Here is a 21,339-nt window from a genome sequence, read left to right as displayed (position 1 = left end):
AGCAGCATTTTTAAAAAGAAATGAGTTCACGAGTCGTTCAGGGTGTAGTCCTTGAGCGGCTCGTTTTATCGTTAACGATGAATGTTCACGGAAATGTTTTTGCCGGCTAGGGATAGAATATACCTAAGTATGGGGTATTGTATGATATACAAGAAGGGGGGCTGTACACATGAGTGAAGTACAAAGCGCACCTGTAGATCCCGCAACCATCGCCATATGCCAGGCCAAGCTGGCCCATCAACCCGTTGAGGGCTTCCTGCTCGGAAGAGGAGTCCGCTTCGCCAAAATTATGTTTATTGGAGAAGCACCCGGGGCCCATGAGGTTCTGGAAGGCGTACCTTTTGTAGGGCAGGCCGGACAAGAGATGAACGCCTACCTGGAACGCCTGAACCTGACCCGGGAGCAAGTGTATATTACCAGTGCCATGAGAAGCAGGCCTTATAAGGAAAAGGTAATCGTGAGGTCCACGGGCGAGAGTGTCATCAGCCGTTCCAATCGCACACCGACGAAGGCGGAAATATTGGCCCATGCACCTTTGCTTGATGAAGAGATTCGATGGGTTCGCCCGCACATTATTGCACCCATGGGAAATACGGCGCTGCACCGGTTAATCGGAAGCCATGAAACGGTGACATCGCTGCACGGCAAACTGATGGAGGGGCCGGTCCAGCAAGCAACCGATCCGGAGAATCCAGATAGGGGTTATATGTTCTCGGCGGAAACCTATAAGATATTCCCTCTATTCCATCCAGCGGCGGTACTGTATAATAGGAAATTATCCACTTGGATCGAGAAAGATTTGGATATTCTGGCTCGTATATTATGGGATAAGCGCTGATTTTATGGGAAAAAGGGGCTAGGTGGTTTTCAGTTTCTCGGAAATGTGCTAAAATGAAACATACTTACAATTCGTAAGTTTTCTAGATTTTTAATTAAGCTTATGAGTTTCTATAAACAAGGTGACTTCGTAAAGAGGTGAAGGGATATGGAAGTTACAAATGTTACGATGTGTCCCCGTTTTGAATCTGCATTTTCTTTTCTGGGCAAACGGTGGAACGGTTTGATTATTCAAACGTTGATGAGCGGGCCTAAGCGCTTTAAGGATATTTCGAATTTGATTCCGTCCATGAGCGATAAGATGCTCTCTGAGCGGATGAAGGATTTGGAATGCGAAGGCATTTTGATTCGTCATGTTTATCCTGAAACACCGGTACGTATTGAATATGAACTGACTGAAAAAGGCAAGGCACTTCGTCCGGTGATGGAGCAAATTTCATTCTGGGCGGAACAATGGGTCGAAAGATGAGTCATCTTAAGACTCCCCTTGATGATTAAACCCTGGCATGAGACATCCTCATTTCAGGGTTTTTTTCTAAATGGAAGTATGATTCCTGTTTCTTTACGGCAAAAATAGGTGGACATGCACCAAGCGGACGCAGCTGCTATATGATGTAAATACCGAGAGCGGCATATCAAGGAGGCGAGCCCATGACCAAGCGAACGTATATCTCCCGTTTCCATTATGGACAAGAGGACATCTCAGAACTTGAAAACGCTTCATTAAAAGTGCTTCATATTTTTGAGAAGACCAAACGGATGCTGAGCCAGTATGTGCCGGATTCCTTGTGGTTAGCTGCGTCTGGAACAAGCCCGGAATCTGCAGAATCCGTTAGCTATAGCGGTGCCGATGCTGTTGATATGTTTCAGAAATGGGTCAAAGCCCCCGGCGGATGGAAGTTCATTGGTTATGAAACCGATCGATTTCATGCGTCCACCGGGCAGAATATAGGACGTACGGGAAGATTTCTGCAGATGATCATCTGGTCACTCTATGAGAAAATCGTAATGCTGCATCCTTTCCTTGGCAGCGAGCCGTTTTTTGACGGGGAAGAGCTGGATGTGATCGCAAATTATTTTGTGCCTACGTATATCAGCGCCGTACCGTTGGTGGAACAAGGAAAAGCCTTTAAGACTATTCAGGCGGGCATCGTTCTATATCAGGAGCATATCCAGGCACCTGCCGTCATTATGCAATCGGATCGTGGCTTATTGGAGGGGAACTGGATGACCGGGGTGAACCTGGACGCGAAGGGATTTGCCGGGATTCGCCCTTATTTGAAAGTTCCTAGCGGCGAACGAGCCTATATGGAAGCCGATATTATATAGAGAGCATGCCTCTTCATAACCTTGTTCGATGTGGACAGGGTTATTTGGCATTTTTATTTTAAATTTTAATGATTTATGTGAAAAATATCACAAAAATTAATGCGATCAGACGATATAATTTATGTGAAAGCAACGGAATACCACGATCTAGATAAATGTGTTGGGGAGGAATCAATCGATGTCCAATATAAAGAGAGAAAAGTTAGTTGTCATCGGCAACGGTATTGCCGGGATTAGTACGGTCGAGCAAATCATTAAATTGGGTGGGAATTTTGACATCACCGTCATTGGACAGGAGCCTCATCCGAATTATAACCGCATTATGTTGTCGTATGTGTTGGAAGGCAGCAAAACCTTGGATGATATTGTATTGAATGATTGGAAATGGTACGAGGATAACCACATCACTCTGCACACGGATGCCACTGTAACTGCCATCGATGGGGAACGCAAGGTCGTGATCGCCGACAACGGATTGACTGTGCCTTATGACAAAGTCATGATAGCAACGGGCTCGAAGCCCTTTATTTTACCCGTGCCGGGCAGTGACAAAGAAGGCGTTATCGGTTTCCGAAACATTGCCGATTGCACGCAGATGCTTCAAGCCGCTAAGGCGTACAAGAAAGCGGCTGTCATTGGCGGGGGACTTCTGGGTCTGGAAGCTGCCAAAGGATTGGTCAGCCTGGGCATGGAGGTGACGGTGGTTCATCTCATGCAGGATTTGATGGAGAGCCAGTTGGATTCGATGGCATCCGGCATGCTGAAAAGGGAGCTTGAACAGCAGGGCATCAATTTCTTATTAGGCAAACAAACAACCGAAATATTGGGAGATACCAGAGTTACGGGACTCCGCTTCAAGGATGGGGATGAGCTTGATGCCGACCTGGTGGTCATGGCAGTGGGCATCAGAGCGAACACCGAGATCGCTAAAGCTAGCGGGATCGAAGTGAACCGGGGAATCGTCGTTAATGATTATCTTCAGACTTCCTGGCCGGATGTGTATGCGGTCGGCGAATGCTGCGAGCATCGGGGCGCATGCTACGGCCTGGTTGCACCGTTGTTCGAGCAGGGACAGGTATTGGCGAAGCATCTATGCGGTGTGGAAGGCAAGCCTTACGAGGGAAGCAGTGTATCGACTAAGTTGAAAATCAGCGGTGTGGATGTATTCTCTGCCGGAGAATTCATGGAGCAAGCCGAGCACTCGGTGATCACCGCAAAAGATGATTGGCGCAAGACCTATAAGAAAATATTAATTCGCGACAATATCATCGTTGGGGCGATATTGTTCGGAGATGTGAGCGATTCGGTAAGCCTTCAATCCATGATTCGGAAAAAGACAGCCATGACGGATGAGATTTACGATTCGATCATGGGTACTGACAGCGCAGGAACAGGAAATGGCAAGGCATTTTCACTGGAGAAGATGCCCGATGATGAAATCGTGTGCGGCTGCAACGGCGTAACCAAAAAAGCCATTGTGGATGCCATTACTCTACAGGGTTTTACGACAGTGGATGAGATTAAAGCTTGCACAGGAGCTACCCGCTCGTGTGGCGGCTGTAAACCTGTCGTGGAGCAAATACTCCAGAGCGTATTGGGCGATGGCTTTAAGGCGGCAGGCAAACAAGGCATATGCTCGTGCACAACGCTTGATCGGGACGAGATTGTCGCCGAAATCCGTGCCAAAGGACTCAAGACAACGAAAGAAGTCATGCATGTTCTAAACTTCAGCAATCCGGAAGGCTGCTCGAAATGCCGCCCGGCCATTCATTATTATCTGGCGATGCTGAACCCGGTAACCCATCAAGAAGAGAGGGAATCCCGTTTTGTCAACGAACGGATGAACGCCAACATTCAGAAAGACGGCACGTACACGGTCGTCCCAAGAATGTACGGCGGCGTTACCACACCGGAGGATTTGAAGAAAATCGCGGATGTATCGCTTAAATATAATGTGAAGGTTGTAAAGGTAACCGGCGGACAGCGTCTGGACCTCATCGGTGTTAAGAAAGAAGATTTACCGAGCGTTTGGGAAGAGCTCGATATGCCGTCGGGTTATGCTTATGCCAAATCGCTGCGGACCGTGAAGACCTGTGTAGGTTCCCAATTTTGCCGTTTCGGTACGCAGGATTCGATGGGCATGGGAGCATTCCTCGAGGAGAAATTCGAGAGACTGGATTTCCCGGCGAAATTTAAATTGGCAGTCAACGGGTGTCCGCGAAACTGTGCCGAGTCGTGCACGAAAGATATCGGGATCGTAGGCAATGACGGTGGATGGGAAATATTCGTTGGAGGCAACGGCGGAACGAAGGCACGTCTGGCTGATTCGTTTTGCAAAGTGAAAACGGATGAAGAGCTGGTCGAAATCTGCGGAGCCTTGATGCAGTATTACCGTGAAACCGGCAAGTACCTGGAGAGAACATCGGAGTGGGTAGAGCGCTTGGGATTGGAACAAATCCGAGCGGTTATCCTGGACGATACCAAGCAGCGTAAGGAACTGGTGGAGAGAATCGAGCTTGCCTTGCAGCAAGTCGAGGATCCGTGGAAGAAAGTGCTGAACGACGAGAAGCTGCGCAATACGTTATTTGAGGATGCAAAACCGGTCAGCAGCAAATAAAAGAGGGAGGAATCTACTTCCCTCTTGCCGCCTGAACATAGAGAGCTTTTCGCAGTATGGATGGGGATAGAAAAGAGAAGTGGAGGTCGAATGTTATGGAAACTGGAAAATTTATTACGGTAGGGAATGAACATGATTTTCTATCACAGATCGGAAGGGTGGTCCAACTCGGAGATCGGGAGATTGCCGTCTTCCGGACTTCGGATCATCAATGGTTTGCGCTGGACAATCAAAGCCCTCATCCCAAAGGTGGGCCACTCTCGGAAGCCATCGTATCCGGGCACTACATCTACGATCCGTTATATGACTGGAAAATTGAGCTTTCAACCGGGCTCGTACAGGCTCCGGATAAGGGTCAGGTTCGTGTATACCCGATTCGCGTCGTGGACGGAAAGGTTGAGGTGGGTGTTTAAGGCCAGCAATCGCATAATAAACAGACGAAATCAAGGGGTGGTATCCCATGTTTAAAACAGATGTGGAAGCCGTTGTCAATGCCGCCGTCGGTAAAAAAGAGCAGATGAATCATAATCTGCTGCGCTATATGGTATCGGCTATGCTGGCCGGCGCGTATGTCGGCATAGGGATTGTATTAATCTTTAAGCTGGGGGCGCCGCTCGCAGCTGCCGGTTCACCCTTCCAATCCCTCGTCATGGGAGCTGCATTCGGGATCGCGCTCACGTTGGTGGTGTTCGCCGGGTCAGAGCTGTTTACCGGAAATCACATGTTTTTTACGATAAGCACATTATCCGGACGAACGACGATGGGGGATACGCTGAAAAACTGGGTACTCGTGTTTATCGGCAATCTGGCTGGAGCGATTCTGCTCAGCTATCTGGTGTATGCTTCCGGCCTGTTCAAAGGCCTGCCGCCGGACCATCTCATCTTCACGGCTGCTGCCAAGAAAATGAATGATCCGTTTATGGAGCTGTTCTTCAGAGGCATCTTGTGTAATTGGCTTGTCTGTCTGGCCTTGTGGATGGGAATTCGGGCCAAGGGAGAAACGACAAAGCTGATCTTAATATGGTGGTGTCTGTTTGCCTTCATTGCAACAGGGTACGAGCATAGCGTAGCTAATATGACACTTCTGACACTCGCGACGATTTTACCGGGGCATCCCGAAACCATTTCCATTAGTGGATGGATCAGCAACATGGTGCCGGTCACGCTGGGGAACATCCTTGGCGGCGGATTGTTTGTAGGGATGGCTTATTGGTTTATCTCGTCGGGAAAAGGGAGCAAGCAAAAGTAGGTTTTGTAAGGCGACATCGATGAGAAGGAGCAGTTCCGTAAGCAGGTTTGCTCACTTGATAGACAGCCGAAAAGAAGCGGTCAACCAAACGGTTGACCGCTTCTTTAACGATACGAACGAGATGATTTGGAGGTTTCATACCCTCCAAGCCAATGGCAGATGAAGTTGAACCTAATGAGTAAACAAAGAAACCGTTCCATTGGTAAATGGTGAGTTGTCCTTCCATTTACCAAGAAACGGTTTCTTTTTGTGTACCTTGTCTTCCAAATCCTTTACCGATGTTCCACCAGGTCAATCGCACCAAGCACAATATGAGCCAGTCCGAAGCCGAGAATACCGGTTGCGGCAAGTTTATACTTGCTGCCAAGCAGAGCGGCACCCGAAGCAGAAACCACAGTTCCAAGAACAGCAGGAATCAATCCTTCACGCATGCTGAGCACTCCCTTTGATTTGGTTTGGAAAGACAAGGTTTATTGTAAGCAGATGACTGTATATTATGCACAGAAGGGAGCAGGCCGATTAAATCCGGCAGATTTCGTTCGGACACAGCTCGCAATGGCAGATTTCCTGCAGCATCGGAAGATCTTTAATGACAATCATTCCGCCAGCATATTCGATGGCATCTTTTTTGCGTAAGTCACTCAGCATCCGGTTCACGCTTTCGCGGGTTGCCCCAATCATGTTCGACAGATCGGTGTGGGTAATCTTCTTGTTGATGAGAATGGTATCATCCGCTTGATGCTGTCCGTAGGTGTTGCTCAGACGGATCAGTGTCGATGTTAAAGCACCGGGCTTACCGTACATCATGAGATCCCGGAATTTGGTCTGGGTGATGCGGTGGTGTATGCCCATCCACTTCATAAAATCAATGGCGAAGTCGCAGTGCTGACAGATCAGCAGCTCCAGATCCTTGTGCTCGATGACACCGACAACGCTATCCTCCAGCACCTCTGCCGAGAAACTGTGATTGTTGCTGAAGAATGGATCGGCTTGCCCGACCATGTCTCCTGGATGGTACATATATAGAATGAGCTCTTTGCCTTCATCAGTCGATTTGGTTAATTTAATTCTTCCTTGTTTAACGTAGTACAGCTTGTCGGCAAAGTCGCCTTCCCAGAACAAATGGGATCCTTCAGGGAGTACCCTTTCCTTCATGCTGACCAGCAGACGGTTGCGGTTTTGTTCCGAGAAGCACTGCGTGTTCCCTAAGTTTTCGATTTCCATTACATGGTCTACAGTAGTATTCATGTTGGTATCCCCTAACATCCTAAAATTTGATCTGTTTAATCTTTAAATACATTATAACGTGAAAACATTCACTTTTGGGGGAGAATAAGAGGGAAATCGTGGCGAATTTTCAAACTTTGTGATCTCTTTCACTTAAAAGGAGGGAAAGACAGGCATAAATTACACAGAAAAGAAAAATATTTATATTGTGAAATATTTCACATGAATTTAGAGAAGGCTGTGTTACGATCAAAGCGTAGACGAGAAAGAAACATGAACCATGGGAGGATGAGAGATATGGCTGTGAGCAAAGGAACGGTTGAAGTTAAAGGACAAACAGCATCGGAGTACATTCAAGGGCTGATTGACAAGGCGAATCGAGCCAAAGAAAAGTTTATGGAATTGAATCAGGAGCAGGTCGACGGGATTGTACAGGCGATGGCCATGGCAGGCCTTGAGAAGCATATGCAACTGGCGAAGATGGCGGTTGAGGAAACGGGACGCGGCGTGTACGAAGACAAGATTATCAAGAACCTGTTCGCCACAGAGTATATCCACAACAGCATCAAGTACGACAAAACGGTGGGTATTATTGAAGACAACGCCTATGACAGCTTTCAAAAAATAGCAGAGCCGATTGGGATTATCATGGGGATAACACCGGTAACCAATCCGACCTCAACAACCATATTCAAGGCGCTGATCTCCATTAAAACAAGAAACCCGATCATCTTCGGATTCCATCCATCCGCGCAGGCATGCAGCCGGGAAGCCGCGCTGATACTGCGGGATGCCGCCGTGAAACAAGGTGCTCCTGCCGATTGCATCCAGTGGATCGAAGCTCCTTCCATGGATAAAACCAATGCACTCATGAATCATCCTGACGTCGCCTGCATTCTGGCCACGGGCGGTTCGGCAATGGTCAAGGCGGCATACAGCTGCGGCAAGCCTGCCCTAGGCGTAGGACCAGGTAACGTGCCTTGCTTTATAGAGAAGAGCGCGGATCTGGATCAAGCAGTGAACGATTTGATTTTATCGAAGACCTTTGATAACGGCATGATCTGCGCTTCCGAGCAGGCTGTCATTATCGAAGAGCCTATCTATCATACAGTGAAGAAAAAAATGATTGCCAGCGGCTGTTATTTCGTCAACAAGGAAGAGCTGGTGAAACTGACTGCGCATGCGATGGTATCGGAGAAATGTGCGGTTAATCCGTCCATCGTCGGAAAGCCGGCAGCTAAGATTGCCGAGGCTTGCGGTTTCGAGGTACCGGAAAGCACCAAGATCCTGATTGCCGAGCTTGAAGGAGTCGGTCCGGCGTACCCGCTGTCTGCCGAGAAACTGAGTCCGGTTCTGGCCTGTTATAAGGTGAAGGATGCCGAGGAAGGCATAACACGCGCTGAAGAGATGGTTGCTTTTGGCGGCATGGGCCACTCGTCGGTGATCCACTCGCACAATGAGGACATTATTATGAAATTCTCGGATCGGATGAAAACCTGCCGCATCCTGGTGAACCAGCCTTCTTCGCAAGGCGGTATCGGGGATATCTACAACACGAACCTGCCATCGCTGACGCTGGGTTGCGGCTCGTATGGACGTAATTCCACTTCGTCGAACGTGACGGCTGTCAATCTAATCAACGTGAAAAGGGTGAACCGCAGAACCGTGAATATGCAGTGGTTTAAAGTACCGGACAAAATATACTTTGAAAAAGGCTCCACGCAGTATCTTGCGAAAATGCCGGAAATCACCCGTGTTGCGATCGTTACCGACCCCATGATGGTGAAGCTGGGTTATGTGGAGCGGGTAGAGCATTATCTGCGTCAGCGCAGAGTGCCAGTGGCCATCGAGGTCTTCTCGGAGGTCGAGCCGGATCCTTCAACAACGACAGTAGAACGCGGAACGGAGATGCTTACCCGATTCCAGCCGGACTGCATTATCGCCCTCGGTGGCGGATCGCCAATGGATGCAGCGAAAGCGATGTGGCTGTTCTATGAATACCCGGATACGGACTTTAACAATCTGAAGCAAAAATTTATGGATATCCGCAAGCGGGTCTATAAATATCCGAAGCTTGGACGGAAGGCGAAATTCGTTGCCATTCCAACAACGTCGGGAACCGGCTCGGAAGTGACTTCGTTTGCCGTCATCACGGACAAAGGGCTGGGGAATACCAAGTACCCGCTGGCTGATTATGAGCTGACACCGGATGTGGCGATTATCGATCCGGAATTTGTATACACGCTGCCTAAAACAGCGGTAGCCGATACCGGTATGGACGTTCTGACACATGCTATTGAAGCCTACGTATCGGTGATGGCCAGCGATTATACGGATGGGCTTGCCATCAAAGCCATACAGCTCGTGTTCCAATACCTTGAGCAGTCGGCGCTTACCGGTGACAAACTCGCCCGCGAGAAAATGCATAATGCTTCGACGCTTGCCGGCATGGCTTTTGCGAATGCGTTCCTTGGCATCAACCACAGTCTTGCGCATAAGTGGGGCGGCCAGTATCATACGGCACACGGACGCACCAATGCGATCCTGATGCCTCACGTCATTCGTTACAACGCCAAGAAGCCAACAAAATTCGCGGCATGGCCTAAATATACCCACTTTGTGGCTGATGAGAGATATGCTGAAATCGCACGGATTCTCGGGCTGCCGGCAAGAACAACGGAAGAGGGCGTAAACAGTCTGATTGGCGCGATCCGGGAGCTGAACAGCAAGCTCGGTATCGAGGAGTCGTTCCAGCAGCTTGGCATCGATCCTAAAGATTTCGAGAAAAATGTTGAGCATTTGGCGGACCGGGCTTTTGAAGACCAGTGCACAACGAGCAATCCGAAGCTGCCGCTGGTGACAGAGCTCGCAGAAGTTTACCGCAACGCATTCTACGGTCGGTTCTAAATAGGATAGGCTCTGAATGCCGATCATGAAGATCCGGGAATATGTTGAGGTAAGTGATGCAAGACAGACTTGGAGTGATAAAAATCACGGGAAAAGATAACTTTGTGATTAATATCACAGATGCGAGGGATCAACAGGACTACAATAAAGGTGTAGCAAGAAGCTGAATCTCAGGTCTTTGATAAAGAAGCTTGAAGGTACAAGGCGGGGTAGTGGCATCATTGATCGTGAAAATAATCACATTTAAAGATCTGAGATAGATCAAGGTGTGGCCTCGCCTGTCCTTGCAAGCCCCAGCAAATCTAGGAGGGATTCAATATGTCGGTGATTGAAAAAGAAACAGGCTGGAAAGGTTTTAAATCAGGTAAATGGACCAAGCAAATTGACGTTAATAATTTTATTGCAGAGAACATTACTCCCTATTATGGCTCTGATGAATTTTTGGCAGGACCCACGGATAACACCAAAGCATTGTGGGATATCGTATCGGATTTAACCAAGAGAGAACGGGACAACGGTGGGGTACTGGACGTGGATGTCCATACACCTTCAACCATCACCTCCCATCAACCTGGCTATTTGGATAAGGATAAAGAACAGATTGTCGGCGTTCAGACTGATGAGCCGTTCAAGCGTTCGATCCAGCCTTTTGGCGGGATCCGGATGATGATTGATGCGTGTAATGCATACGGTTTTGAAATGCCGCAGGCCGTTGTGGATATCTTTAACGGCATACGCAAAACGCATAACCAAGGCGTGTTTGATGCCTATACTCCAGAGATGAGAGCAGCGCGCAAGGCCGGGATTATTACGGGACTTCCCGATGCGTACGGTCGCGGACGTATCATTGGTGACTATCGCAGAATATCGCTATACGGTGTAGATGCTCTTATTCAGGACAAATTGAGAGAACTCGGTGAGCTTGAAGTGGATGCTATGGATGAGCCGGTTATCCGTTTGCGGGAAGAATTGTCTGAGCAAATGCGGGCCCTCAAGGAACTGAAGGAAATGGCGGGTATGCACGGTTTTGACATTTCCAAACCTGCAAATACGGCGAAGGAAGCATTCCAATGGTTGTATTTCGGTTATTTGGCCGCGATCAAGGAGCAGAACGGTGCTGCGATGTCGCTTGGCCGGGTATCTTCTTTCCTTGATATTTATATTCAACGAGATCTGGCTGAAGGCAAGCTAACGGAAGAAACAGCTCAGGAACTGGTCGACCATTTCGTTATGAAACTTCGGATCGTGAAATTCCTGCGTACGCCGGATTATAACGAGCTGTTCAGCGGGGATCCAACGTGGGTAACGGAATCCATCGGCGGCATGTCGATAAACGGTGAGACGAGAGTGACCAAGAACAGCTTCCGTTTCCTGCATACCTTGTATAATTTGGGACCTGCTCCAGAACCGAACTTGACGGTGTTATGGTCGGAGAAGCTGCCGGAAGCCTTCAAAAAATATTGTTCGAAAGTTTCCATCGAAACCAGCTCGATTCAATACGAGAATGATGATCTCATGCGTCCGATTTACGGAGACGATTACGGCATCGCCTGCTGCGTATCCGCCATGCGCATCGGGAAACAGATGCAGTTCTTCGGAGCCAGAGCAAACCTTGCCAAAGCGTTGCTCTATGCGATCAACGGTGGTAAGGATGAGAAATCAGGCGCCCAAGTTGGACCGGAATATCCGGCTATCGCTGCCGAGGTCCTGAGTTATGATGAAGTCATGAAGCGATTCAAGCCGATGATGGAATGGCTCGCGAAGCTCTATATGAATACACTTAACGTTATCCATTACATGCATGACAAATACAGCTATGAACGGATTGAGATGGCGCTTCACGACCGGGATATCCTGCGCACGATGGCATGCGGCATCGCAGGCCTGTCCGTAGCAGCGGATTCACTGAGTGCAATTAAATATGCAAAGGTGAAGCCGGTACGCAATGAGCAAGGAATTGCAGTGGATTTTGAAATCGAAGGCGAGTTCCCTTGCTATGGCAACAACGATGATCGCGTGGATAGCATCGCCGTTGAATTGGTCGAGACCTTCATGAGCATGATTCGCAAGAACAAGGCTTACCGTGACGCAATGCCGACCCAATCGGTGCTCACGATTACGTCGAACGTCGTATACGGCAAGAAAACAGGAACCACGCCGGATGGACGTAAGGCAGGCGAGCCGTTTGCGCCGGGCGCAAATCCGATGCACGGACGCGATAAGAAGGGAGCTCTCGCTTCGCTGACTTCCGTGGCCAAGCTGCCTTATGAGGATAGTCTTGACGGCATCTCGAACACGTTCTCGATCGTGCCGAAAGCCCTTGGTAAAGAAAGTGATATCCGTGTGAACAATCTGGTTGCGATGTTGGACGGTTATTTTGGCAGCAAGGCACACCATCTGAACGTCAACGTATTTGACCGGGAGCAATTGATCGATGCGATGGAGCATCCGGAGAATTATCCGCAGTTAACGATTCGGGTATCCGGTTATGCAGTTAACTTCGTCAAACTGACGCGTGAGCAGCAGCTCGATGTCATCAACCGTACGTTCCACGGATCGATGTAAGGATGGAAGACAACCCTAGCGGATACAGAAAGGATGACGCACCATGCTAAAAGGTCATGTACACTCCATAGAAACGTTCGGAACGGTGGACGGTCCGGGTATCCGCTTTGTGCTCTTCATGCAGGGCTGTCTCTTGAAGTGTCAATACTGCCATAATCCGGATACCTGGGGACTGCATGAAGGACGCGAGATGACGGTGGAGGACGTGCTGGCTGAGATTGAACCTTATCTGAGCTACTACCGTTCATCGGGCGGCGGGTTAACCGTCTCCGGTGGTGAGCCGACATTGCAGTATCCCTTTGTCACGGAGCTGTTCAAGGAAGTGAAGCGCCGCTGGAATTTGCATACGACGCTGGACAGCAACGGTTATAATGAACCGGAGAAAATCTCGGAATTGCTGGAGTTTACCGACTTGGTGCTGCTTGATCTGAAGCATATCAACGACGAGAAGCATATCAAGCTCACCGGGAAGTCGAACGAAAGGACGTTAAAGACGGCCCGCTGGCTGTCTGACCATGATCGGAACATGTGGGTTCGCCACGTCTATGTGCCGGGCATCCATGACAGCGAAGAAGACTTGATTGCGCTCGGTCAATTTATTCGGACGCTGCACGGCGTCGAGAAATTCGAAATCTTGCCTTACCATCAGATGGGCGTTTACAAATGGAAGGAGCTCGGCATGGCTTATCCATTGGAGGGCGTACCTTCACCTTCCGAGGAAGAAGTGGCACGCGCTTACCGATTGATTGGTGAGATACCCAAGAAAATAGAGACAGTCCAGAGCTAATAGATTTCTAATTAATTTCATATATGCGTTACGATTACTGACAACAACCTTTCCCCATGTGGAAAGGTTGTTGTTTTTTTGTAGAAGATTTTATCCCTTGGCAAGAAAAATATCGGCCTATCGAAAAATGGAATCGCTTTCTATAATGAAGATGTGAGGAAAACGCCTATCAAATAAACAAGCACTTCGGGAGGGTCAAAGACAATGAAGAAAAAGGGTCTGGCATTATTAATGTCGCTTCTGTTCGTCTCATCCACGCTTTTGTCTGCATGCGGCGGCGGTGACAAGGCAGCAGAAAAACCGTCAGGTGGTTCTGAAGGAACGGCCAGCAATGAGCCGTTTGAAATCACCATTCGCCATACGCAAGTAGGTGAATCCAAGAAATTCCGTCTCGCATTGCTGAACGATGTTGTCAGTAAAACCGAAGAGGCGGTGCCCGGGCTGAAAATCAAGCTGGACGCTGTGGACTCTGAAGTGAACCGGAAAGAGAAACTGAGAGGCGAGATGGCAGCCGGTAAGCCGCCGGAAGTATTCGATGTGTTCGGCAGCCCGGATGCAGGCGTATATTCCAAAGAAGGCTTAATGCTTGATTTGACCCCAATTTTGGATGAACTAGGCATTAAAGACAAATTTACGACACTGGATCCATTTACACATGACGGCAAGATCTACGGATTGCCGATTGGGGGTTCCATTGAGGGTATTTTCTATAACAAGGATTACTTCACCCAAAAAGGTTTGAACGTTCCTAAAACATTGGCTGAATTGGAGCAAATTGCTGAAACGATAAAGGCCGACGGGAAGATTCCTTTTGCCCAATCCTCCAAGGATGCTTGGATTCCGCTCATGACCACGAACAACCTGTGGAGCTATTACGCAGGGCCAGAGGTTACTTACGGCTTCAAAACCGGGGAAACCAAATGGACCGATCCGAAAGTCGTGGAAGGTGTGAAGAAGCACCAGGAATGGGTTGAGAAGGGATACTTCAAAAAAGGCGAGCTTGGCTTCGAATATGCGGACATGAGAAACCAAATGATCACCGGCGAAGCCGTCATGATGATGGACGGATCGTGGGCGAACTCCGTATTTAGAGATCCGACTCAAGCGGGTGATTTGGTAGGTAAGGTCGGATACTTCAACCTGCCTCCGGTTAATGAGGGCGACCCTGTCATCGTCATGCAGGACGCAAACAACGGATATGGATTCTCGGCAGCGGTAGCAGAAGATCCTCGTAAACTTCAAGCGGTTAAAGAATTCATTAAAAATATGTGGACAGATGAAATGCAGCTGCGCGGTCTGAAAGAAGACGGTGTACTGCCGGCAATGAAGATGGATCTGGCAACAATGAACTCCACTTCGGATGATCCGCTTATGCAGGACATTTTCAAAGGCGTCAGTGAGATCAAAAAATCCTTCCCTGCCTTTGATGCACTTGTTCAAGCCGACGTAAACACTGCACTGAGCATGGGCATTCAGCAGGTCATCGGCGGCGAGCTTGATGCCGAGAAGATGCTGGAGAATGTGCAAGCAGCGCAAGAAGCGGCCAATGCTTCAGAGGAATAACTAAAATTCTAGACGAAAGGGCACCACCCGCTGCGGTACATGGGGGTGCCCTTTCGCCTAAACAACATCAGACATAAATACGGAGGTTACCATGAACAAAGCGCTGAGAAATCCTCTGATTTACATCGTTTTTGTGCTGCCGGCATTCTTATTGTTTCTGGCTTTTTTCATATACCCGATCTTTACTGCGTTTGACAACAGCTTTACGAGCTGGAATGGCATCTCCAAAGATGTGAAGTACATTGGGCTCGATAACTATGTGACAGCCTTGAATGATGATGCTTTTTGGAAGGCTGTCAGGAACAATGTTTATTTCATTCTCTTTTCCTGTTTGATCCAGGTTCCGACGATCGTATTTTTCTCCCTGTTAATCGCAAACGTGAAGCGTTTGAAGGGGCTTTATAAAACCGCGGTTTTTGCACCATCCATCATGTCGACGGCTGTGATCGGCATTTTATGGGGATTCATTTACAACCCGGACTTTGGTCTGATGAATGAGATTTTAGGGCTGGTTGGAATTGAACCCATCTACTGGTTATCGGATAGCAAATGGGCCATGATTGCCATCCTGATCACGAATGCATGGCAATGGACTGGCTTTTACATCGTGATGGTTCTTGCCGCAATTCTATCCATACCCAAAGAGCTGGATGAGGCTGCGGCAATTGATGGCGCGACAGGGGTCCAAAGAGCAACCAAAATCACGCTTCCATTAATTATGCCAATTATCTCTGTTGTGATCATGCTTTCGATCGCGGGAGCCATGAAAGCGGCGGACATTATTTTGGTTATGACCAAGGGCGGGCCGGCCGGCTCAACCGACGTTATGGCGACATATATGATTCGATATGCGATCACGAGCTTCAAGCATGGCTTTGGCAACTCGATCGCCGTGCTGATCTTCCTCTTCACGATTATCGTAACGGTGCTTTACCAGGTGCTGGTCGCAAGACGCAACGAAAGGATTGAATACTGATGAGAGCAATAAAGAAACTGATCCCGCACATTTTTCTGATGGCTTACTTGCTCGTCATACTATATCCTTTCCTGTTCGTCCTGTTCTCTTCGGTGAAGGTGGATAACCAGTCTATTGCAACGAACCCTTTTGGTTTGCCAAGCACGCTGGTATTTGATAACTATGTGAACGCATGGGTGAACGCCAAGATTAGCACGTATTTCTGGAACAGCTTATACATCGGCGTGCTGTCAGCCTGCTTGTCGATTCTGTTTGGAGCAATGCTGGCCTTTGCCGTGACGCGGATGAGATATAACCGGATTAGCGCCATCGTCTTTCAATGTATTTTGATAGGCATGCTGATTCCGAATAACTCTCTCATGCTGCCGATATATGGCATCATGAGGCAGTTGGATATTTTGAACACGCATATGGCCCTGATTCTACCGTATGTTGCCAATGCCATCCCGTTCTCGGTTATTATACTGGCTGCCTTCATGCGGTCGCTGCCCGGTGAAATCGAGGAGGCTGCGGTTATTGATGGATTGAGGTCCGGAGGGTTGTTTGCTAGAATTATCTTACCTCTGACTGTTCCGGCTATCGTTACCGTATTTATTATCAATTTCCTGGGTAACTGGAACGAATTCTTGCTTGCTAACTACTTCCTATCGAATGATGAACTGAGAACGCTGCCTGTCGGCATGGTCGGTTTCAGGGACGCCTACAATATGAACTACGCACAAATGTCTGCGGGTATCATATTCAGCGTGCTGCCGGTCCTTATCATTTATGCCGTTCTGCAAGAGAAGATCATTGAAGGCGTCACCGCAGGAAGCGTCAAGGGGTAATACTAGGAGCAGGAGCATGCGTATGAATTTGCGGAACAAACTATTCACGGCCTTTTTGGGGCTCATTATTATTCCGTTATTTGTGCTGGGCCTATTTACATTCTTTATTACCTACAATTCGATTGAGAAAAAGTACAGCCAGCAAGCCGAATATTCGCTTAAAGCAATCAGCTACAGCATTCTGAGCGTGTTTAAGGAGATGGAGTACGTCACGGATAACGGGATTGCCACCTCCGTCTTCGCCATGGCGCTGAACGCCAAGGATCCCGATGCGCAGAACCTGATTAAGGAATCCAATGCGGACCAGCTGAAATTGAACGACAGACAGCGGAGCTTTCGGAATCTTCTATATAATCATCCTGCGATCAGCTATGCGTTTTTATATCATTTTAATAAAGAATCATCACCGATTCCTATATTCAGTAAAGAAGATTTCAGGACGCTGCCTTATGAAAAGTTTAAGAATAGTCCTTTATATGAAGAGGTGGTTCAGCTTAACGGAATTCCAAAATGGCTGGCTCCGCACGAATTTCCGGAGTTGACGGGAGCGGATCCGGTATTCACCCAGATCCGGCTGATTAAGGATGTCACGACACTCCGCAAGCTGGGCATTCTAGTCGTCCAGATCAAGAGGTGGGAGTTTGAAGAAATTTTCCGCAATTTGACACTCCCTAACAATCTGCAGAACACATCTTTTATGTTGGTCAACAATGAAGGCTTCATTCTATTTGACCCCAATAACGATATGGATGGTCAAAATATCAGTCAATATATGAAGCATGACGTTGAGTTTAAGCAAGGCTACCAAAGTTTTAAAGCCAAGTTTAATGGCAAAGAGAATATTGTTTCCATCTATCATCTGAATGATTACGGCTGGAATCTCGTTTCGGTGACCGACTGGAACTCGCTATCGCAAGAGGTTACTTCCTTTGCCAAGTGGTTCTTCGTCATTATGGGCCTCTGTCTGGTTACCGCGATTGTGTTCAATCGTCTGTTCATGAATCGGATTACCGGGACGATCGCTGTTATCGTGCGGTTTATGCGCCGTGTGGAAGATGGGGATTTGAACGCGAGAGTTGAAGAGAAGGGAGAGGATGAACTACTGCTGCTGTCGAAAGGGTTCAACAACTTGATGAACCGGATCAACAATCTGTTTGCGCAGATCAAGAAGGAGCAGAGGCAGAAGACCGACGCGGAGATGCGTGTGCTGCAAGCGCAGATCAAGCCGCACTTCCTCTTTAACACCTTGGAATCAATCAATGTTCTCGCTGTCCAGAATGAAGGACGCAAGGTCAGTGAGATGGTTTACCGGCTTGCCAGCATCTTGCGGATCAGTATTCAGGAGAAGGAAGAAATTACGCTGGATGAAGAAATCAAGCACTTGCAGAGTTATCTTGAAATCCAGAAGTTTCGGTTTGAGGACCTGTTCGAATACGAGATTGACGTGCCGAAAGAGCTTATGCACAGCCGTATCCTGAAGCTGACGCTGCAGCCCCTGGTTGAGAACAGCATACAGCATGGCTTTGAAGGCATTTCTTATACGGGATGGATACGCATCTCTGCATGGAAGGAACTCGGTAATGTCATTATTCGGGTCGAGGATAACGGACTCGGCATGACCGCTGAGCAGTTGTCCATGTTTGAATATATGGTGTCCGAGGATAACGGATCCGAACAGGTGACGTTGCAGAATCTCAAAGTGAACCAGGAACGACGGGGACTTGGGCTGCGGAGCGTGGCTGACCGACTTAGAATTCAGTACGGGGATTATTACGGTCTGTTCATATGCTCAAGCCGCCCCGGCGGCACCGTTATACAATGCGTCATACCCAATTATGACAGGGGGGAAGGGCAGCATGTTGAAGGCATTATTAGTTGATGATGAGGCTCCCATCCTGAACAATCTCAGCAAGGTTCTGCCTTGGGAAGAGATGGGCATGAAGGTTGTCGGACTTGCCCGAAGCGGGATGGAAGCACTTGAAGTAGCGGATCAGTACAACCCGGATCTGATCCTGTGTGATATCCGGATGCCCGTCATGGACGGACTGACCTTTATAACGAAGATTCGGGAGAAAGGAAGCCGGGCGGAGATCTTTTTGCTGACGGGATATCAGGAGTTTGAATATGCCCGGGAAGCAATTAAGCTGGGCGTCAAGGATTACATCAGCAAGCCAATTCATTACGGGGAACTCGAGATGAAGATTCGTGATATCGGGGAGGAAATCCGCAAGAAGAGGGCGAAAGAGAAGTATTACAGCACCGTTTCGCTTATTGATGAGGCTCCGAATCCCGAAGCCGTAAAGAAAACGCCGGAACAATTGGTAACGTCTGCTCTGGAGTATATCAATACCCATATGGGGCAGGATTTGGGGATTGAGGAACTTTCGGAGCATCTGGGCATCAGCTCCAGCTACTTCTGTTTATTGTTTAAGAACCATGTCGGACTCACCTTTGTGGAGTACTTGACGAGACAGCGGATGGAGGCAGCCAAGTTCCTGCTGGTGAACAGCGATAAGAATATCGCTCAGATCGGCTCCTTTGTCGGTTATCATGAGCGGCGGTATTTTACCAAGGTATTTCAGAAGGCTACCGGCATGACGCCATCCGAATTCCGGGAAATGTCCGGAGAGGCAACGGTATAGGTTTTGATAGGACCCATGCAGGCTGCTAAAGTCATCACTAGATCAATCCCGCCTGGCTTGCAAAGTCCTTTAAATTGATAGAAGGTAGGTATGAAATCAATGAAATGGACGGCAGCAGATTTATCGTTAGAACAAAAGGTAGGACAAATGTTTATATGCGGCTTCAACGCGCTGACGCCGAATGAGCATGCCAAAATACTGATTGAACAATATCAGGTCGGGGGCATCTGCTATTTTCGCCGGAATGTGAAAACGCTGCCTCAGCTTGCCGAACTGTCGGAGTCCTTACAGCAGCTCGCATCGGACAGCCAGAAGTTCCCGCTTCTGATCTCGATTGATCAAGAGGGCGGTATGGTTGCACGAATTGATCATGAAGGCATCAGCCGCATTCCGGGGAATATGGCGCTTGGAGCAGCGGGCAGCGCGGAGGATTCGTACAGGGTAGCACAAATCGGGGCACGCGAATTGCGTTCACTTGGTGTAAATATGAACTTCGCTCCTTGTCTCGACGTGAACAACAATCCTCGTAATCCGGTCATCGGCGTGCGTTCCCTCGGCGAAGATCCTCAAGCTGTTGCCGCTCTTGGGACTGCGGCGATAAAGGGATACCAGGAAGAAGGTGTATCCGCTACGGCCAAACACTTCCCGGGCCATGGCGACACCAGCGTCGATTCTCATCTCGGGCGGGCTTCTGTACCGCATGATTTGGAACGGCTCCGCAGCGTGGAATTGTATCCGTTTGCGCAAGCGATCCAGAACGGCGTGGACGCCATCATGACGGCTCACGTCAGTTTCCCGGCGATAGAGCCGAGCGATCTGCCGGCGACGCTCTCTCATGCCGTGTTAACGGGTTTGCTGAGGGAGGAGATGGGGTTTGAAGGTCTGATCATAACGGACTGCCTTGAGATGCACGCAATCTCCAAAGAGTACGGAATTCCGGAGGGCGCGATACGCGCGATCGAAGCGGGTGCGGACTGCGTCCTGGTCAGCCATAATCTATCGGAGCAGACGGCGGCGATTACGGCCGTCATTGAGGCTGTCCGCAGCGGGAGACTCCCGGTAGAGCTGATCGACAAGGCTGTAGATCGGATATTGGCGCTTAAGCAGCGTAATGCAAAGCTCGCTGAGGAGCTTCCGGTCTACCCGATTGGCGAGGTTGCGGAAGAGACCAAACAATTGCTGGCTCAAATTGCAGGCAGAGGAATCACGCTGGTGAAAGACGAAGGGCAGCTGCCTCTTAAGCCGGAGCAGGCCGTTGCGGTGATCTGGCCTGAGCTGCTTCAGGCAACCCAGGTGGATGAAGCATGGAGCAAGAGCTACACCTTAGGGGATGCCTTGAGAAGTTACGGGGTTCAGGCAGACGATCTGCGTGTCGGAACGGATATGTCCGACGAAGAGGTAGAGCAAGCCGTTAAGGCAGCTGGAGGATATAAACAGATTGTAGTAGCTACGTACACCTCCGAGAGCCGTCTTCCCGCCGGCCAGCAGAAGCTGGTGAACAAGCTGGTTGAACTTGAGGATGTGGCACTTGTTATCGTCGCTACCCGTAATCCCTATGATATCAATGATCTTCCGCCGGTTCCGACATATTTGTGCAGCTACGAGAACACACCTTATTATATGAATGCAGCCGCGGGTGTCTTAATAGGACGGGTTACGCCTGAGGGCAAGCTCCCGGTAGGAATCTGCGAGACTTATCCGCTTGGCTGGAGCGGTAATCAGGACTATGTCAATAATTAAATAAGGGTTGCTCAAACCGGAGTCTTCCTACCCAGGAATGCTCCGGTTTTCCTATTTTCCAGCCTTTTCTGAG

The 21,339-nt window shown here is 48.9% G+C and carries 17 protein-coding genes; 15 read left to right on the top strand and 2 right to left on the bottom strand.

All coding sequences use genetic code 11. The features are described 5' to 3' along the window. Positions 1 to 169 precede the first annotated feature (169 nt). The 6 genes from AB4124_RS10350 (at position 170) to AB4124_RS10325 (ending at position 6,032) form a co-directional block, all read left to right on the top strand. Complete coding sequence (locus AB4124_RS10350; protein WP_441972719.1) at positions 170 to 838, top strand: uracil-DNA glycosylase; 669 nt, start codon at positions 170 to 172, stop codon at positions 836 to 838. Positions 839 to 985: 147 nt separating this feature from the next. Beyond that, positions 986 to 1,306, top strand: a complete 321-nt coding sequence (locus AB4124_RS10345) for a winged helix-turn-helix transcriptional regulator (RefSeq protein ID WP_076320841.1) — start codon at positions 986 to 988, stop codon at positions 1,304 to 1,306. 182 nt (positions 1,307 to 1,488) lie between these two features. Continuing rightward, a complete protein-coding gene (locus tag AB4124_RS10340) occupies positions 1,489 to 2,166 on the top strand; it encodes a hypothetical protein (protein ID WP_430138724.1) in 678 nt (225 codons plus the stop codon). Positions 2,167 to 2,344: 178 nt separating this feature from the next. Continuing rightward, on the top strand, positions 2,345 to 4,783 hold the full coding sequence (nirB, locus tag AB4124_RS10335; RefSeq protein ID WP_441972717.1) for a nitrite reductase large subunit NirB: 2,439 nt from the start codon (positions 2,345 to 2,347) through the stop codon (positions 4,781 to 4,783). A 95-nt stretch (positions 4,784 to 4,878) separates the two neighbouring features. Continuing rightward, on the top strand, positions 4,879 to 5,196 hold the full coding sequence (gene nirD / locus AB4124_RS10330; protein ID WP_430112965.1) for a nitrite reductase small subunit NirD: 318 nt from the start codon (positions 4,879 to 4,881) through the stop codon (positions 5,194 to 5,196). A gap of 47 nt (positions 5,197 to 5,243) precedes the next feature. Then, complete coding sequence (locus tag AB4124_RS10325; RefSeq protein WP_076320845.1) at positions 5,244 to 6,032, top strand: formate/nitrite transporter family protein; 789 nt, start codon at positions 5,244 to 5,246, stop codon at positions 6,030 to 6,032. Between the two features lie 272 nt (positions 6,033 to 6,304). Here AB4124_RS10325 and AB4124_RS10320 read toward each other — a convergent pair whose 3' ends face one another. Then, complete coding sequence (locus AB4124_RS10320) at positions 6,305 to 6,463, bottom strand: asparagine synthase (protein WP_071223816.1); 159 nt, start codon at positions 6,461 to 6,463, stop codon at positions 6,305 to 6,307. Positions 6,464 to 6,551: 88 nt separating this feature from the next. Next, positions 6,552 to 7,280 (bottom strand): Crp/Fnr family transcriptional regulator, encoded by a 729-nt coding sequence (locus AB4124_RS10315; RefSeq protein WP_098742928.1) that lies wholly within the window; start codon positions 7,278 to 7,280, stop codon positions 6,552 to 6,554. A 276-nt stretch (positions 7,281 to 7,556) separates the two neighbouring features. Here AB4124_RS10315 and adhE point away from each other — a divergent pair, with 276 nt between their 5' ends. From adhE to AB4124_RS10270, 9 genes are all read left to right on the top strand, one after another. Next, a complete protein-coding gene (gene adhE, locus AB4124_RS10310) occupies positions 7,557 to 10,166 on the top strand; it encodes a bifunctional acetaldehyde-CoA/alcohol dehydrogenase (RefSeq protein WP_441972713.1) in 2,610 nt (869 codons plus the stop codon). A gap of 318 nt (positions 10,167 to 10,484) precedes the next feature. Then, on the top strand, positions 10,485 to 12,731 hold the full coding sequence (gene pflB, locus AB4124_RS10305; RefSeq protein WP_441972711.1) for a formate C-acetyltransferase: 2,247 nt from the start codon (positions 10,485 to 10,487) through the stop codon (positions 12,729 to 12,731). Positions 12,732 to 12,774: 43 nt separating this feature from the next. Next, a complete protein-coding gene (gene pflA, locus AB4124_RS10300; RefSeq protein WP_213645194.1) occupies positions 12,775 to 13,518 on the top strand; it encodes a pyruvate formate-lyase-activating protein in 744 nt (247 codons plus the stop codon). A 204-nt stretch (positions 13,519 to 13,722) separates the two neighbouring features. Then, the gene (locus tag AB4124_RS10295; RefSeq protein ID WP_379415005.1) at positions 13,723 to 15,081 is read left to right on the top strand and encodes an ABC transporter substrate-binding protein; all 1,359 of its coding nucleotides are present in this window, start codon (positions 13,723 to 13,725) and stop codon (positions 15,079 to 15,081) included. Positions 15,082 to 15,172: 91 nt separating this feature from the next. Beyond that, the gene (locus AB4124_RS10290) at positions 15,173 to 16,057 is read left to right on the top strand and encodes a carbohydrate ABC transporter permease (RefSeq protein ID WP_076320851.1); all 885 of its coding nucleotides are present in this window, start codon (positions 15,173 to 15,175) and stop codon (positions 16,055 to 16,057) included. After that, positions 16,057 to 16,884 carry a carbohydrate ABC transporter permease gene (locus AB4124_RS10285; RefSeq protein WP_441972710.1) on the top strand — a complete coding sequence of 276 codons (828 nt, stop codon included), beginning with the start codon at positions 16,057 to 16,059 and terminating at the stop codon, positions 16,882 to 16,884. Before AB4124_RS10290 ends, AB4124_RS10285 begins: the two co-directional genes overlap by 1 nt. 22 nt (positions 16,885 to 16,906) lie before the next feature. Beyond that, positions 16,907 to 18,763: a cache domain-containing sensor histidine kinase gene (locus tag AB4124_RS10280; protein ID WP_441973035.1), complete on the top strand. Its 1,857-nt coding sequence runs from the start codon at positions 16,907 to 16,909 to the stop codon at positions 18,761 to 18,763. Then, complete coding sequence (locus AB4124_RS10275; protein WP_076320853.1) at positions 18,741 to 19,526, top strand: response regulator transcription factor; 786 nt, start codon at positions 18,741 to 18,743, stop codon at positions 19,524 to 19,526. The genes AB4124_RS10280 and AB4124_RS10275 overlap by 23 nt, the downstream gene beginning before the upstream one ends. A gap of 99 nt (positions 19,527 to 19,625) precedes the next feature. Continuing rightward, positions 19,626 to 21,266, top strand: a complete 1,641-nt coding sequence (locus AB4124_RS10270) for a glycoside hydrolase family 3 protein (RefSeq protein ID WP_441973034.1) — start codon at positions 19,626 to 19,628, stop codon at positions 21,264 to 21,266. Positions 21,267 to 21,339: the final 73 nt, after the last annotated feature.

It is taken from the genome of Paenibacillus sp. 2KB_20, from assembly GCF_052115765.1.
Lineage (GTDB): Bacteria > Bacillota > Bacilli > Paenibacillales > Paenibacillaceae > Paenibacillus_AQ.
This window is presented reverse-complemented; position numbering and strand designations above follow the sequence as displayed.

Excerpts from the sequence above, each read along its gene's own strand:
- pflB (WP_441972711.1), top strand. The coding sequence starts at position 10,485 with ATGTCGGTGATTGAAAAAGAAACAGGCTGGAAAGGTTTTAAATCAGGT.
- AB4124_RS10340 (WP_430138724.1), top strand. The coding sequence starts at position 1,489 with ATGACCAAGCGAACGTATATCTCCCGTTTCCATTATGGACAAGAGGAC.
- AB4124_RS10350 (WP_441972719.1), top strand. The coding sequence starts at position 170 with ATGAGTGAAGTACAAAGCGCACCTGTAGATCCCGCAACCATCGCCATA.
- AB4124_RS10285 (WP_441972710.1), top strand. The coding sequence starts at position 16,057 with ATGAGAGCAATAAAGAAACTGATCCCGCACATTTTTCTGATGGCTTAC.
- AB4124_RS10280 (WP_441973035.1), top strand. The coding sequence starts at position 16,907 with ATGAATTTGCGGAACAAACTATTCACGGCCTTTTTGGGGCTCATTATT.
- AB4124_RS10325 (WP_076320845.1), top strand. The coding sequence starts at position 5,244 with ATGTTTAAAACAGATGTGGAAGCCGTTGTCAATGCCGCCGTCGGTAAA.
- AB4124_RS10290 (WP_076320851.1), top strand. The coding sequence starts at position 15,173 with ATGAACAAAGCGCTGAGAAATCCTCTGATTTACATCGTTTTTGTGCTG.
- AB4124_RS10315 (WP_098742928.1), bottom strand. The coding sequence starts at position 7,280 with ATGAATACTACTGTAGACCATGTAATGGAAATCGAAAACTTAGGGAAC.
- AB4124_RS10270 (WP_441973034.1), top strand. The coding sequence starts at position 19,626 with ATGAAATGGACGGCAGCAGATTTATCGTTAGAACAAAAGGTAGGACAA.
- AB4124_RS10295 (WP_379415005.1), top strand. The coding sequence starts at position 13,723 with ATGAAGAAAAAGGGTCTGGCATTATTAATGTCGCTTCTGTTCGTCTCA.
- AB4124_RS10345 (WP_076320841.1), top strand. The coding sequence starts at position 986 with ATGGAAGTTACAAATGTTACGATGTGTCCCCGTTTTGAATCTGCATTT.
- AB4124_RS10275 (WP_076320853.1), top strand. The coding sequence starts at position 18,741 with ATGTTGAAGGCATTATTAGTTGATGATGAGGCTCCCATCCTGAACAAT.
- AB4124_RS10320 (WP_071223816.1), bottom strand. The coding sequence starts at position 6,463 with ATGCGTGAAGGATTGATTCCTGCTGTTCTTGGAACTGTGGTTTCTGCT.
- nirD (WP_430112965.1), top strand. The coding sequence starts at position 4,879 with ATGGAAACTGGAAAATTTATTACGGTAGGGAATGAACATGATTTTCTA.
- nirB (WP_441972717.1), top strand. The coding sequence starts at position 2,345 with ATGTCCAATATAAAGAGAGAAAAGTTAGTTGTCATCGGCAACGGTATT.
- pflA (WP_213645194.1), top strand. The coding sequence starts at position 12,775 with ATGCTAAAAGGTCATGTACACTCCATAGAAACGTTCGGAACGGTGGAC.
- adhE (WP_441972713.1), top strand. The coding sequence starts at position 7,557 with ATGGCTGTGAGCAAAGGAACGGTTGAAGTTAAAGGACAAACAGCATCG.